Below are 13,582 nucleotides of genomic sequence, written 5' to 3'. Positions count from 1 at the left end.
AGCTAAGAGTTAAAAGCGAGAATCCCTACCCCCTTCGTTTGGCTTAGAGCCGAACAAGGGGGGTAGGGATTTTAACTTTTAACCCTTCTTACGCCGCTCGGAAGCCCGTGGCCTGCCGGATGTTGCGCTCGTTGCCGCTGGCCGGGTCGGCGTAGGAATGGTCGCCGACTTCCACCGATAAGCGCTTGCCGATGAGCTGCTTGGTGTCGAGGTCTTTGCCTTCTTCGGGCTTGATGCCGGCAGCGGAGTAGAGCTGAAGGATGATGGGGTGGCCGGCCGGCGAGTTGTAGAAGCGCTGCGAGACGAACCCGTCCTCGTTTTCCATGCGGGCGGCGAAGAAGGGCACCTGCTGGTGCTCGCTCACGCCCTCTTCAATGTCGGTGATTTCGACCGTGTGGCGGCCATCGGGCAGGAAGCCTTTGGCCTCGCCTTTGTCAACGGAGATTTTCATGATGCTAAATTCAGTGGGAATGATAAGCTAACCTGTTTGGGTTAAACGGCCGCCGGGCTTCAGGGTTGCGGGGGGTAGGGAACAGGCAAAATCCCTCCCCCCTACCCGACGGGCAGCTCGGCGCTGGCGGCCGAGCTAGCCGCGCGGGTGCTTTCCAGACCCAGCAGCTCGCTAAGTTTGGCGCGCAGCTCCGGCTGACCCAGGTTGCGGTAGATGTCGCCGCCCTGCACGAGGCTCATCTGGCCGGTTTCTTCGCTCACGACCAGCACCACGGCGTCGGTGATTTCGCTCAGGCCTAGGGCAGCGCGGTGGCGCAAACCCAGGGCGGCGGGCACGTCGGGGTTTTCGCTGACGGGCAAGATGCAGCGGGCGGCTCGCAGGCGGCCCCCCGTGATGATGACGGCGCCGTCGTGCAGGGGCGAGGTTTTGTTGAAGATAGTGAGTAGCAGGCGCTTGCTGACTTCGGCGTCGAGGCGGTCGCCGGTTTCGGCGTAGGGCGTCAGGTCGGAGGCGCGGCTGAAGCAGATGAGCGCGCCGGTGTACTTGGTGCCCAGGCTTTTGGCCGCCTCCACGAACGGACCGAGGTTGAGCTGTGGGCCCGCCGCCGAGCGGCCCCGCGCGAAGTTGCGCACCCGCTCAAACGCCGTGGCCTTGCCCAGCGTGAGCAGAAACCGCCGGATTTCCTGTTGAAACAGGATGATGCTGGCCAGCACGCCCACGCTCATAAACTGCCCCAGAATAGTGGTGAGCAGCTCCAGCCCGATGGCCTTCACCACCAGATAAAGCAAATAGAGCGAGCCCAGGCCCACGGCCACGTTCAGGGCCACCGAGCCGCGCAACAGCTTATAAAGCTGATACAGCAGGACGGTGACCAGCAGCACGTCGGCCGCATCAATCCAGCCGAAGCGCAGAAAATTGATGGGGAAGGGGCCGTGCATGGGCGTGGGGCGCGGAGGGGGTAGGAAAATCAAACGGGCCGCTGAGTCCGGCTGAACAGCGGGCTCAGCCGGCCAGGGAACGGCCATTTGCCAGCAGCTTGGCCGCCGACAAGGGGGTAGGGGATGCTGCCGGAAAAGACGGCTGCTTTCTTACTTAAGCTGCTTTGCCACCGCCGGGTCCGGCGCGGCGGCTGCTTGCGCGGCTACGCTTTCGGAAAGATATTCAAAAACAGCTCAATCGTCTGCCGGGCCTCGGCCACGTCATGCACGCGCAGCAGACGGGCGCCACCTTGCAGGGCCAGCGTGTTGAGGACGATGGTGCCGGGCAGGGCCTCGGCGGGCGTCAGGCCCAGCGGGCCATACACCATCTTTTTACGCGAGAGGCCCACGAGCAGGGGTAGGCCCAGGACTTGCAGTTCGGGCAGGCGGCGCAGCAGCGCGTGGCTTTGGGTGGGCGTTTTGGCGAAGCCCAGGCCGGGGTCGAGCAGCACCTGGGCCGGCGGGCCGGCGGCGGCGTGCAGCCGGCTGAGCTGGTCGCGGAAAAAGCGCAGCAGCGTCAGCACCAAATCAGCCTCGTAGTCGGTGAAGCGGGTCATGGTCTGGGGCGTGCCGCGCAGGTGCATCAGCACGTAGGGCACCCGTAGGCGGGCCACGAGGGCGAACATTTGCGCGTCGAGGGTGCCGCCGCCGATGTCATTAATCATATCGGCGCCGGTGGCCACGGCCTCAGCTGCGACGGCGGCGCGAAAGGTGTCGGCGGAGAGAAAGGCTTCCGGGAAGCTCAGGCGCACGGCTTCGAGGGCGGGCAGCAGGCGGCGCTTTTCCTCATCTTCCGGGATGTCTTCGGCGCCGGGCCGCGTGCTGTAGCCGCCCAAATCCAGCACGGCCGCGCCGGCACGCAGCATGGCTTCGGCGCGGCCCAGCAGGTCGGCGTCGGCGCCGGCACTGATGCGCGAGCCGGCGAAAAAAGAATCTGGTGTCAGGTTAAGAATGCCCATCACGGCGGGCCGGCGCAGGTCGAGCAGGCGGCCGTGAGGGCTTAGCAGGGAATGGGTGAATAGGTGAGCAGACATGAGGTTACTTTGTCATGCTGACGGAGGAAGCACCTTATCACGGCTGCCGACATCAGAATTTATAAACCCTTGCGGCGCGGGCATGATAAGGTCCTTCGCTGCGCTCAGGATGACAATATTAAGTTATCTCTACCCCCTTGCCCAGCACTCCCGACCACTACGACCTGCTCCTGGCTCGCTGCCGAAAATTATTTCTGGCCAAAACCCACGACTATGGCACGGCCTGGCGCATCCTGCGCCTGCCCTCAGTTACGGACCAAATCTTTATTAAGGCCAACCGCATCCGCACCATTCAGGAAGTGGGCAACCAGCAGATTGCCGACGATGTGAACGACGAGTTCGTGGCCATCATCAACTACTGCCTCATTGCCCTGATGCAGCTGCACCTGCCGGCAAATACTCCGCAGGACCTGAGCGCCGACGCCGTGGCCGCTGCCTATGACCACGAAGCCGCCGAAAACCGCCGCCTGCTGCTCGCCAAAAACCACGACTACGGTGAGGCCTGGCGGCAGATGCGCGTCGAGAGCATCACGGATTTGATTTTAATGAAGCTGCACCGCATCAAGCAGCTCGAAAACCTGGGGCCCGGCGCCGCCCAAGTGAGCGAGGGCGTGGAAGGCGGCTACCGCGACATGCTCAACTACGCGGTGTTTGCCCTGATTTTGCGCGGGGAGGGGGGGTAGGGAAGTGGGCAAGAGGCGGTCATGCTGAGCCCCGCGAAGCATCTCTACCGCGTAGGTAATCTGCTTATGCAACGATTGAGGTAGTGCTGCCCGCCAGATGCTTCGACAAGCGAACGTCAGATGGAGCCTGACCGCCTTTTTGCCCACTTCCCTACCCCTCCCTTCGCCCCCAAACTTTGCTTGCCGCGCGCGCGTTTGCCAACGGCTTACTTTGTATCTTATGGCTACCTCCGTTTTCGTCAGTGCGCCCCGGCCGGCTACCCACCCGCTGCGCGTTTTCACCCGCGTGTGCTGGCTGCTGCTGGGCGTGGTGTTCATCTTTTCCGGCCTCGTCAAGCTCAACGACCCGGTGGGCACGGCCCTGAAGTTTGAAGAATATTTCGACGTATTCTCGCGCGATCTGCCCGTGCTGAGCGGCTTATTCAAGTCCTTGGCCAGCAGCTCGCGGCTGCTCTCGATTCTGCTGAGCGCGGCCGAAGTGATTCTGGGCACGGCGGTGCTCTTGCGCTGGCATTTGCGGCCGGTGCTTTGGGTGCTGCTGGCCTTGCTCACGTTTTTCGGGTTTCTGACCTTCTACTCGGCCGCTTTTAATAAAGTCACCGACTGCGGCTGCTTCGGCGACTTTATCAAGCTCACGCCCTGGACCTCGTTTGGCAAAGACCTGTTTTTGCTTGGGCTCTGGGCGGTGGTGTTTTTCAATCAGCGCTTTCTGCGGCGCACCTTCGCCAAGGGCACGCTGGGGCTGATGATGATGACGTTTGCCGCCGCCATTGCCATCGGCATCGGGGTGCGGGCGCTGGGCCATTTGCCGTATTTCGACTTCCTGCCCTATAAGGTGGGCAATAATATCGGCCAGCTTATGAAGGCCAGCGCGCCGTTGCGCTACAAGTACATCATGGAGAAAAACGGCCAGACCCAGGACTTCACGACCTATCCCGACTCGACCTGGACGTTCAAGCAGATGGTGGCCCTCAACCCCGAGGCCGGCCCCAAAATCACGGATTTCCGGGTCTGGAATGATGCCGGCGACTACACCCAGGAGCTGCTGCAAGGCAACAAGCTGGTACTCATCGTGCAGAACACCGACAAAACCGACCGCGACCGGTTCGTGCTCATCAACCAGCTCTTCGCCGGCGCTCAAAAGTCGCGCCGCGGCATCACGCCACTCATCATCACCAGCTCCAGCCCCCAGGAGTTCGACGTGTTCCGCCACAATGCCAACTTCGCCGTGCCCTACTACTACGCCGACGCGACGGTGCTCAAGTCAATGATTCGCTCTAATCCGGGCTTTATTATCTTGAAAGATGGGGTCGTGAAAGCCAAGTACCACTACCACGATATCCCAACCATCGGCAAGGTGGAGGAGAAACTGTAGCGTTAGCCAAACGCTGCTTCAAATGGGTTTGAGATATTGGCCGCCTTGCGCGCTGTTCGGCGAGAAGTTCGGTGCGCTCGGCGTCGGTGATGGCAACGTTGGCGGGCATAGAGGGGTAGGGCCGATTTTATTTGTAATCATTCTAAATAAGGCTGTACCTTTGAGGCATCTGTTATCCTCAATGGTTCGTCATGCCACCCCGACTCATATCTCAAACTGTAGCTACTGCTTTATCAATTAACGTGTTAGCTGGCCTGGCCGCGCCGGTGCTGGCCCAGCAGCGCCCGGCGGCAGCCGACACCGCCAAGCTGCGCCAGAGCCTGACCGAAGTCACCGTGACCGGCGCCGCAACCCACTTCGCGGCCCCCGTCGAGGGCACGACCATCACGGCCGGCCGCCGCAACGAGCTGATTAAGCCCCGCGACGTGGACGCCAACCTGCCCCAGAACAACATGCGCCAGGTGCTGGCCCGCGTGCCGGGCCTGATGGTCTGGGAAAACGACGGCTCGGGCCAGCAAATCAACATCGCCACCCGCGGCCTGAGTCCCAACCGCAGCTGGGAGTTCAACGTGCGCCAGAATGGCTACGACATCAGCGCCGACGCCTTCGGCTACCCCGAAGCCTACTACGCCCCGCCTCTGGAAGCCGTCGAGCGCATTCAGCTCCTGCGCGGCGGGGCCGGCCTGCAGTTCGGGCCGCAGTTCGGCGGCCTGCTGAACTACGAGCTGAAGCGCGGCGCCCGCGATAAGCAAGTGCAAGTCGAAACCAGCAACACGGCCGGCTCGAACGGGCTGCTCAACTCCTACAATGCCGTGGGCGGCACCGTGGGCCAGGTCAACTACTACGCCTACTACCACCACCGGCAAGGCAACGGCTGGCGGCCCTCGAACCAGTTCAGCGTCGACAACCTGCACGGCGGCGTGCAGGTAGCCCTCACCGAGCGCCTGACCCTGGGCGCCGAAATCAGCTACCTCACCAACCGCCTGCAACAGCCCGGCGGCCTCACCGACGCGCAATTCGACGCCGACAGCCGCCAGAGCACCCGCACCCGCAACTGGCTCAGCACGCCCTGGCTGCTGCCGGCCCTGACGCTGGACTACCGCGCCAACGAAGGTGCTACCCGCCTGACCCTGAAGACTTTCGGCCTTGTGGCCGAGCGCAATAGCGTGGGCTTCGTGGCCGGCCTGCCCGCCCCCGACACCATCAGCCGCCGCACCCAGCAGTATGCCGCCCGCCAGGTAGACCGCGACGCTTACCGCAACCTCGGCGCCGAGCTGCGCCTGACCCATGACTTCAGCCTGCTGGGCCGCACGCACACGCTGGCCAGCGGCCTGCGGGCCTACCGCGCCAGTACCCACCGCCAGCAGCGTGGCATCGGCAGCACCGGCACTGACTTCGACCTGGGCCTGACGGCCCCTGGCCGCTACACGAACGAGTTTGACTTCACCACGACCAACGGCGCCGCCTTTGCCGAGGTGCTGTTGCGCGCCGGCACCCGCCTCAGCCTCACGCCGGGCCTGCGCTACGACTACCTGCGCAACACGAGCCAGGGCTACCTCGGCCGCGCCGCCAACGGCACCGAAAACCGCCTGCCCGACCAGGCCCGCCGCCGCCACGTGCTGCTCTACGGCCTCGCTGCCGAGTACCAGGTTTCGGCCGGCACCAACCTCTACGCCAACTATTCGCGCGCCTTCCGGCCGGTGCTGTTCGGCGATTTGGTGCCCCCGGCCACAGCCGACGTCATTGACCCCAACCTGCGCGACGCCCGCGGCTACACCGCCGAAATCGGCTACCGCGGCAACTACCAGAACTGGCTGCGCTTCGACGTGGGCTACTTTTTCCTGAACTACGAAGACCGTATCGGCCTCATCCGGCGGCCCGTGCCGGGCGGCACTGCGGGCCAGACCCAGCAGTTCCGCACCAACCTGGGCCGCACCCGCACCCACGGCCTCGAAGCCTACGCTGAGCTGGATTTGATTCACTCGATTACTGGCAACTTCGCCCTACCCCACCTGGATTGGTTCGCCGCCCTGAGTCTGCTCGATGCCCGCTACCAGAACCAGCCCGTAACGGAGCTGCGTGGCAGCGGCACGGCAGCCCAAATCGTGGAAACCAACCTGCGCAACAAGTACGTCGAGAACGCGCCCCGCCAGACGCTGCGCACCGGCCTCACCTTTGCCCACAAAGGCCTCTCCGTGACGGCCCAGTACAGCCACGTGGGCGAAGCTTTCGCCGACGCCAACAACACCGAGGCCCCAACCGCCAACGCCCAGACCGGCCGCATTCCCGCCTACCAGGTCGCTGACCTCTCCGCCACCTGGAAGATGGGCCGCGAGCAGCGCTACCGCCTCAGCGGCGGCCTCAACAACGTCTTCGACGCCCGCTACTTCACCCGCCGCGCCGGCGGCTACCCCGGCCCCGGCATCCTTCCCGCCGATGGGCGCACCTGGTTTGCGGGGTTAGGGTTGATGCTGTAGGGCGGCGCGGGCGTTAGAACAGTTAAGAGTTGAGAGTTAAAAGTTAAAAGTTAGAACCCTGGCCACCGCAATAGTAGCCAGGGTTTTAACTTTTCACTGTTTTAGGAGATTAGAAAGCGCTGCGCGAAATTTCAACAAACCGCTGCGGCGGGGCGCGGAATTGAATTCCACGTTACTTTGCCCTATGCTCTCTTTCCTGCTGCGCCGCCTCGCCCAGGGTGTCCTGGTGCTGTTGGGCGTGGCCCTGACGGTCTTCCTGCTCTTCAACGTGCTGCCCGGCGACCCCGCCGCGCTGCTGGCCGGGCAGCGCTCCGACCTGGCCACCAAGGCCGCCATCCAGGCTGATTTGGGTCTTGACCAGCCCTTGCCCGCCCGCCTGCTGGGCTATTTAAATGATGTCTCGCCGCTGGGCGTGCACCCGCGCGATTCGGTGAGCCGCGCCCGCTACGGCGGGCTGGCCTTGCTGCCGCTTGGCGGCCTGGGCAGCGCAGAGGGGGGTAGGGAATTGGTGCTCAAGGTGCCGTATCTGCGCCGCTCGTTTCAGAGCAACAAGGACGTGCTGAGCTTGCTCATCGACAACTTTCCCGGCACACTCTGGCTGGCGCTGGCAGCCATGCTGCTGGCTTCCACGGGCGGCATCGCGCTGGGCGTGCTGGCGGCGCTGCGGCCCCATTCCTGGCTCGACAGAATCCTGGTGAGTTCCACGGTGCTGGGCATTTCGGTACCCTCGTTCGTAGCCGCCATCGTCATCGCCGTGAGCTTCGGCTTCTACTGGAGCAGCTGGACCGGCCTGAGCCTGACCGGGCAATTGTTTGAAACCGACCCGTTTACGGCCGAGCGGCACCTGGTGCTGCGCAATCTGCTGCTGCCGGCACTGGCCTTGGGCATCCGGCCGCTGGCCATCATCACCCAGCTCACGCGCTCCAGTATGCTCGATGTGCTGAGCCAGGACTACATCCGCACGGCGCGGGCCAAGGGCCTTTCGGAGCGGGCCGTGGTGGTGCGTCACGCCCTGCGCAACGCCCTGAATCCGGTGGTCACGGCCGTGTCGGGCTGGCTGGCCTCGCTCTTGTCGGGCGCGTTTTTCATCGAATACATCTTCAACTGGAAAGGCCTGGGCACGGTGACCCTGCGCGCCGTCGAGAACCTGGATTTCCCGGTCGTGATGGGCGCCACGCTCTTCGTGGCCGCCATCTTCGTGCTCGTCAACATTGCCGTCGATGTGCTCTACGCCGTGCTCGACCCGCGCGTGAAGCTGGGGTAAGTAATGAGTAATGAATAGTAAATAAGAAAGCGGTCCTGCTGAGCTGGGCGCCGCGCAGCGCAGCCGAAGCATCTTGCCAGGGGAAGTAACTCAATCGTTGGTATAATTTGATTAGCTCACCACGCAAGATGCTTCGACTCCGCGGCGCGGCGCCCAGCTCAGCAGGACCGCCTTATTACTCACTGAAATAACCGTCAATTGAAAATCAGCTTAATCGGGATGCCCGGCTCCGGCAAGAGCACGCTCGGCCGGCGGCTGGCCGCCCACTTCGCCTACCCCTTCCTCGACCTCGATGCGGCTATCGTGGCCCGCGCGGGGCGGTCCATTCCGGCCATTTTTGCGGCCGAGGGCGAAGCGTATTTTCGGCAGTTGGAGGCAGACGCCCTGCGCGAGGTGGTGGCGCGGCCCGGCCCGCTGGTGCTGGCTACCGGCGGCGGCACGCCCTGCTTTCACGCCAACTTGGCGGTGCTACAAGCCGCGGGCCTTACGCTCTGGCTCGACGTGCCGGTGCCGGTGCTGGCGGCCCGGCTGCGCCGCGGGGGCCTGGCTAAGCGCCCGCTGCTAGCCGCTGCGCCGGCCGCCGGCCCTACCCCCCCCGGCGCCCCCGATGCCCTCGAAACCCAGCTGCGCGAAACCCTGGTGGCCCGGCGGGGGTTCTACGCCCTAGCACAGCTGCAGCTGCCCGATACCCGGCTGGCCGGCGTGCTGGCCCGGCTGGCGAAAGCCGGCTTCGGGGCCGGCTCGGCTGGCTAAGGTCCTCTAAAGCCGGTCTGGCGGTCCGGTCGTAAATTTGCCCTTTGCTTTGTCCTTCGTCAACTACTTCGTCAGCTACTCAACTTTTCTGGTAATCTGATATGGAAATGACCTCTGCCGCTCCGGCGCCGCCCGCGGTGCGCCCCAAGCACAAGGGCTCGGCTCAGCTGTTTAAAAATCCGGTGCTGGAGCGGCTCTCGCACACCCACATTGCCCTGCCAGTGGGCATCTTTCTGGCTACCACGCTGCTGAGCCTCTACTACGGCTTCACCCACGGCTTTCTGTCGGGCGCCTCGTCGCTGGGCTTGTTTCTGCTGGGCTTGTTCGGCTTCACGTTTCTGGAATACGCCGTGCACCGCTACCTCTACCACCTGCCCGCCACCACGCCGGGCCGGGCCAAGATTCAGTATACCATGCACGGCGTGCACCACGAATACCCGAAAGACAAAACCCGGCTGGCCATGCCGCCCATCGTGACGGTGTTCGTTTCGTCGCTCTTGTTTTTCGTGTTCCGGCTGGTATTCGGCACCTCGGCATTCGGCATTCTGGCCGGCTTCACGTTCGGCTACGCCATGTATCTGTTTGTGCACTACGCCATTCACGCCTACGCGCCGCCCAAGAATTTCCTTAAAGTGTGGTGGACTCACCACGCCCAGCACCACTACCGGCAGGATGAGGTGGCCTTCGGCGTGTCGAGCACGCTCTGGGACCATATCGTCGGCACCATGCCCGGCCGCGAGCCGAAAGCGGGGGAGTAGGGAATCCGCTTCGCTTAATGAAGAATGAGGAATAGAGATTGAGGAATTGGCCACGGCGCTAATTCCTCATTCTTCATTACAGCGAAGCGTTAAGCCGGGCCACCGCCGCCGCGCATCTTGCGCACCAGAAACCAGAGCAGCAGCACGACCAGAAATACGCCGACGACGCCAAACAGGGCGCCGCCCTTGAACACGCCCTCAATGGCGTCGCAGCTGGTCAGGGCGAAGGAGAGCAGCACGAGGAAGGCTACCACGGGCAGACGAAGATTTTTCATGGGATGAGAGTAAGAAGGTGCGAAGTGCCGGAGAAGCCACGGCCTGATCGCCGGCCGGGCCGCCGGGTTCATGCTCGCATACTTGCCCGCCGCCGGAAAGGTTAAGGCCAGCCCGGAACGCAGCCTGACGCGCCGGCCGGAAAGGCGCGGTGCTCAGACCGGCGTGGCCCCGCCCAGCAGCGGCAGGCGGGCCAGCAGCTGGCTTCGGCCCTGGCGGTTATACCAGTCGTGGGCTACCAGGTGCAGCTCGGTGATGACTTCCTCGCCCAGCGGCAGCTCGCGGCGGGCCGCCACCCAGCCCGCCAGCGCCGCTGGCTGCCGCGGCACCTGCGCAAACCGTCCAATGGTGGCGTGGGCCGTGGGGCTGTGGTAGCGCTCATCGAGAGGCAGGCCGTGGGCGCCGGCTCCGCGGCGAATGGCCTCGCGCAGCGGCTGAAACGCCACATCGGGGTAGCCCTGCGCCAGAATCGCTTCGGCCGTGAGGGTGAAGCCCTCAAAGCGCAGGCGCAGCGGTGGCGCACCCGCCAGCAGCTCGCGCAGCAGCGCCTCATAGGCCCCCGAAACCGCCGGGTCAGGTTCGCGGCCGGACCGGGCAGTGAGCAGGCTGATGACGGTCACGTGCAGGTCGGCCGAAGGGTAGTAGTAAAGGTCGGGCTCGGCGGCGCGCAAAGCCGCCTGCTCCCGCGCGATGGCCGTGGCAGCCGGCCCGCGCACCGCCGCCAGCACCGTGAGGCCGCGGCGGGTATCGAGGTGGGGTGCCGCGCGCAAGTACGCGTCGGGCGTGGCCTGCCCGGCGCGCAAGGCCGCGCTGCCCGCCGCAAACAGGGCATCGTAGGTGGCGCGCAGCGCGGCATCAGGCAGGAGGAGGGGGGTAGGCAATGAAAACGAAGTGTTGGCTCCAACGGGGTGGCGTGCTGCCAGAACTAAATACGCCTGAAACGGGCAAAGCCTCAGCCAGACGAGCCCAAAATGGAGCGGTCAATAGTTCGCCCGCGAAGTGCTGCCTGACTCCCTACCCCCCGCTGCCGCCGCGAAGCCGCCTGGCCGAGCCAGCCGGCATTCTTTCGACCCGTGCCGGTATTATTTGTGCAAACGATTGCACAATTTCGAAAGGAATGCCTACTTTTCGGGCAGTATTGGTGCTTTTCCACTTTTATTCTCTCCTCGATGGCTTCTTTTTCCGTTGTTCGCTGGCTACCCGGCAGCCTGACCGGGCTGCTACTGCTGACCGGCTGCGATTCCCAGCCGGCCGCCACCCAAACGGCTGCTACTCCCGAATCATCCGCCGCTACGTCAGCTCCGGCAGCTTCCGCTTCTACTTCTACTATGCCCACTGTCACTTCCTTCGGTCAAACCAAAGACGGCACTGAAACGCAGCTTTTCACGCTCAGCAATGCCCACGGCCTCACGGCTACCATCACCAACTACGGCGGCATCATCACCAGCCTGCTTGTGCCCGACCAGGCCGGCCAGCTCGGCGACATCGTGCTCGGCTTCGACAAGCTGGCTGACTACCAGGGTGAGGGACCGCTGGCTTCGCCCTACTTCGGCGCCCTGATTGGCCGCTACGGCAATCGCCTGAAAAACGGGCAGTTCACGCTCGATGGCAAGAAGTATCAGCTGGCTAAAAACAACGGTCCCAACGCCCTGCACGGTGGCGTCAAGGGCTTTGATAAAGTCGTTTGGCAGGCCGAGCCCGGCACGTCGGCCGATGGGCAAACCCTCAAGCTCACGTACCTGAGCAAGGATGGCGAGGAAGGCTACCCCGGCAACCTGACCGCCACGGTGGTTTACACGCTCATCAACGACGATGCGCTCAAGATTGACTACACCGCCACGACCGACAAGCCTACCCCCCTCAACCTGACCAACCACAGCTACTTTAACCTCCACCACGGGCAGGCCAAAAACAACTTCGGCCACGTGCTGACCTTGAACGCGGACCGCTACACGGTGGTGGATAACACCCTGATTCCGACCGGCGAACTGCGCCCGGTGCAGGGCACGCCAATGGATTTCCGCCAGCCCCACGCCATCGGCGAGCGGCTGGCGAAGGTGGAAGGGCCGGCGCCCGGCGGCTACGACCACAACTGGGTGCTCAACGGCCAGGGAATGCGCGCCGTGGCCACCGTGTATGAGCCCACCACCGGCCGCACGATGGAAATGCTGACTGACCAGCCCGGCGTGCAGTTCTACTCCGGCAACTTCCTCGATGGCAAGCTCAAAGGCAAGGGCGGCACGGTCTATAATCAGCACTACGGCTTCTGCCTCGAAACCCAGCACTTCCCCGACTCACCCAATCAGCCCAAGTTCCCGAGCACCATTCTGCGGCCCGGCGAGACGTTTAAATCAACCACGATTTATAAATTTGGGGTGCGTAAGTAAAATCAGTGAACAGTGAGCAGTCGCCTAGTAACTGTCAGCCGCTTCCTATAAACTGCTCATTGTTCACTGTTCACTGCTAACTGAATCCTCCCGTGCGGGCTTCTATTGCCGACATGGCCAAGGCGCTGGGCATTTCGACGGCTACCGTGTCGCGGGCGCTCAACAACCACCCCAGCATCAGCGAGACCACCAAGGCGCGGGTGCAGCAGCTGGCCCAGGAGCTGCACTATCACCCCAACCACCTGGCCGCCGGCCTGCGCAAGGGCCGTAGCAACCTGCTGGGCGTGCTGGTGCCCCACATCGAGGGCACGTTCTTCTCGGCCGTGGTACACGGCATCGAAACCGTGGCCCGGCAGGCGGGCTTCAGCATCATGATTTGCCAGAGCAATGAAGATGTGGAGCACGAAAAGCAGAACATCGACATCCTCATCAAGGCCCAGGTCGAGGGTATTCTGGTGTCGCTGGCCCGCACGACCCACGACTTCAAGCACTTCGAGAAAGTACGCCAGCGCGAGATTCCGCTCGTCTTCTTCGACCGGATGCTGGAAGGCCTGAACGTGAGCGCCGTCGTGATTGACGACCATCAGGGCGCGTACCTGCTCACCCGCCACCTGATTGAGCAGGGCCACCGCCGCATCGGGCATTTTGCGGGCCCGCAGCATCTTAATATCTACCGCAACCGCCAGCAGGGCTACCTGGCCGCGCTGCACACCCACGGCCTGCCGGTGGAAGAGCAGCTCATCGTGACCGGCAATATGAAGCTTAAAGACGGGGCGGCCGGGATGCGCCAGCTGCTGGCCCTACCCCCCGCCGCCCGCCCAACGGCCATATTCTCCGCCAGTGACTTCGCCAGCGTCGGGGCCATGCAGGTGCTCAAGGAAAACGGCCTGCGCGTGCCCCAGGATGTAGCTCTAGCCGGCTTCAGCAACGAGACCTTCACCTCCTTCACCGAGCCGCGCCTCTCCTCCGTCGACCAGCGCTGCGAGCAGATGGGCCAGGAAACCGTGCGCCTTTTCCTGGAGATGCTGGCCGCCCGCCCCGGCACTTTTGAGCCCCGCCGCGTCGTGCTCGAGCCGCAGGTGCTCATCCGGGAGTCTTCGCTGAAAGTGGGGGGGTAGGGAAGTAGCGCGGACTTTATAGTCCGCGGGTG

Annotated in this window: 13 protein-coding genes; 8 read left to right on the top strand and 5 right to left on the bottom strand. The window is 63.7% G+C overall.

All coding sequences use genetic code 11. The features are described 5' to 3' along the window. Nucleotides 1–88 precede the first annotated feature (88 nt). From ACFE70_RS05975 to folP, 3 genes are all read right to left on the bottom strand, one after another. Nucleotides 89–451 carry a hypothetical protein gene (locus tag ACFE70_RS05975; RefSeq protein ID WP_375416811.1) on the bottom strand — a complete coding sequence of 121 codons (363 nt, stop codon included), beginning with the start codon at nucleotides 449–451 and terminating at the stop codon, nucleotides 89–91. Nucleotides 452–552: 101 nt separating this feature from the next. Beyond that, nucleotides 553–1,476 (bottom strand): diadenylate cyclase CdaA, encoded by a 924-nt coding sequence (cdaA, locus tag ACFE70_RS05970; protein ID WP_375416810.1) that lies wholly within the window; start codon nucleotides 1,474–1,476, stop codon nucleotides 553–555. Between the two features lie 116 nt (nucleotides 1,477–1,592). Continuing rightward, entirely contained in the window at nucleotides 1,593–2,462 is an 870-nt protein-coding gene (gene folP, locus ACFE70_RS05965; protein ID WP_375416809.1) for a dihydropteroate synthase, read from the bottom strand. Between the two features lie 137 nt (nucleotides 2,463–2,599). Here folP and ACFE70_RS05960 point away from each other — a divergent pair, with 137 nt between their 5' ends. The 6 genes from ACFE70_RS05960 (at nucleotide 2,600) to ACFE70_RS05935 (ending at nucleotide 9,772) form a co-directional block, all read left to right on the top strand. Beyond that, nucleotides 2,600–3,145, top strand: coding sequence for a DUF1599 domain-containing protein (locus ACFE70_RS05960; RefSeq protein WP_375416808.1), 546 nt, complete (start codon nucleotides 2,600–2,602; stop codon nucleotides 3,143–3,145). A 220-nt stretch (nucleotides 3,146–3,365) separates the two neighbouring features. Continuing rightward, nucleotides 3,366–4,520 carry a BT_3928 family protein gene (locus tag ACFE70_RS05955; RefSeq protein ID WP_375416807.1) on the top strand — a complete coding sequence of 385 codons (1,155 nt, stop codon included), beginning with the start codon at nucleotides 3,366–3,368 and terminating at the stop codon, nucleotides 4,518–4,520. 242 nt (nucleotides 4,521–4,762) lie between these two features. Beyond that, nucleotides 4,763–6,997 carry a TonB-dependent receptor family protein gene (locus tag ACFE70_RS05950; protein ID WP_375416806.1) on the top strand — a complete coding sequence of 745 codons (2,235 nt, stop codon included), beginning with the start codon at nucleotides 4,763–4,765 and terminating at the stop codon, nucleotides 6,995–6,997. Between the two features lie 184 nt (nucleotides 6,998–7,181). Further along, nucleotides 7,182–8,261, top strand: a complete 1,080-nt coding sequence (locus ACFE70_RS05945) for an ABC transporter permease (protein ID WP_375416805.1) — start codon at nucleotides 7,182–7,184, stop codon at nucleotides 8,259–8,261. Nucleotides 8,262–8,459: 198 nt separating this feature from the next. Further along, a complete protein-coding gene (locus ACFE70_RS05940) occupies nucleotides 8,460–9,014 on the top strand; it encodes a shikimate kinase (protein WP_375416804.1) in 555 nt (184 codons plus the stop codon). Between the two features lie 101 nt (nucleotides 9,015–9,115). Then, the gene (locus ACFE70_RS05935; RefSeq protein ID WP_375416803.1) at nucleotides 9,116–9,772 is read left to right on the top strand and encodes a sterol desaturase family protein; all 657 of its coding nucleotides are present in this window, start codon (nucleotides 9,116–9,118) and stop codon (nucleotides 9,770–9,772) included. A gap of 89 nt (nucleotides 9,773–9,861) precedes the next feature. On the opposite strand, the gene ACFE70_RS05930 is transcribed toward ACFE70_RS05935, so the two are convergent. Then, nucleotides 9,862–10,047 (bottom strand): hypothetical protein, encoded by a 186-nt coding sequence (locus ACFE70_RS05930; RefSeq protein ID WP_375416802.1) that lies wholly within the window; start codon nucleotides 10,045–10,047, stop codon nucleotides 9,862–9,864. A 153-nt stretch (nucleotides 10,048–10,200) separates the two neighbouring features. Continuing rightward, nucleotides 10,201–10,926 carry a 2'-5' RNA ligase family protein gene (locus ACFE70_RS05925; RefSeq protein WP_375416801.1) on the bottom strand — a complete coding sequence of 242 codons (726 nt, stop codon included), beginning with the start codon at nucleotides 10,924–10,926 and terminating at the stop codon, nucleotides 10,201–10,203. A gap of 447 nt (nucleotides 10,927–11,373) precedes the next feature. On the opposite strand from ACFE70_RS05925, the gene ACFE70_RS05920 reads away from it, so the two are divergent. Together ACFE70_RS05920 and ACFE70_RS05915 are read left to right on the top strand one after the other, a co-directional pair. Next, nucleotides 11,374–12,432, top strand: a complete 1,059-nt coding sequence (locus ACFE70_RS05920) for an aldose epimerase family protein (protein ID WP_375416800.1) — start codon at nucleotides 11,374–11,376, stop codon at nucleotides 12,430–12,432. Nucleotides 12,433–12,524: 92 nt separating this feature from the next. After that, nucleotides 12,525–13,550 (top strand): LacI family DNA-binding transcriptional regulator, encoded by a 1,026-nt coding sequence (locus ACFE70_RS05915; RefSeq protein WP_375416799.1) that lies wholly within the window; start codon nucleotides 12,525–12,527, stop codon nucleotides 13,548–13,550. Nucleotides 13,551–13,582 lie beyond the last annotated feature (32 nt).

The sequence above is a fragment of the uncultured Hymenobacter sp. genome (genome assembly GCF_964243305.1).
Classification (GTDB): domain Bacteria; phylum Bacteroidota; class Bacteroidia; order Cytophagales; family Hymenobacteraceae; genus Hymenobacter.
This window is presented reverse-complemented; position numbering and strand designations above follow the sequence as displayed.

Bases quoted from the DNA above. Each gene is read 5' to 3' on its own strand.
- ACFE70_RS05975 (WP_375416811.1), bottom strand. From the start codon at position 451: ATGAAAATCTCCGTTGACAAAGGCGAGGCCAAAGGCTTCCTGCCCGAT.
- cdaA (WP_375416810.1), bottom strand. From the start codon at position 1,476: ATGGCCGTTCCCTGGCCGGCTGAGCCCGCTGTTCAGCCGGACTCAGCG.
- folP (WP_375416809.1), bottom strand. From the start codon at position 2,462: ATGTCTGCTCACCTATTCACCCATTCCCTGCTAAGCCCTCACGGCCGC.
- ACFE70_RS05955 (WP_375416807.1), top strand. From the start codon at position 3,366: ATGGCTACCTCCGTTTTCGTCAGTGCGCCCCGGCCGGCTACCCACCCG.
- ACFE70_RS05945 (WP_375416805.1), top strand. From the start codon at position 7,182: ATGCTCTCTTTCCTGCTGCGCCGCCTCGCCCAGGGTGTCCTGGTGCTG.
- ACFE70_RS05935 (WP_375416803.1), top strand. From the start codon at position 9,116: ATGGAAATGACCTCTGCCGCTCCGGCGCCGCCCGCGGTGCGCCCCAAG.
- ACFE70_RS05930 (WP_375416802.1), bottom strand. From the start codon at position 10,047: ATGAAAAATCTTCGTCTGCCCGTGGTAGCCTTCCTCGTGCTGCTCTCC.
- ACFE70_RS05920 (WP_375416800.1), top strand. From the start codon at position 11,374: ATGCCCACTGTCACTTCCTTCGGTCAAACCAAAGACGGCACTGAAACG.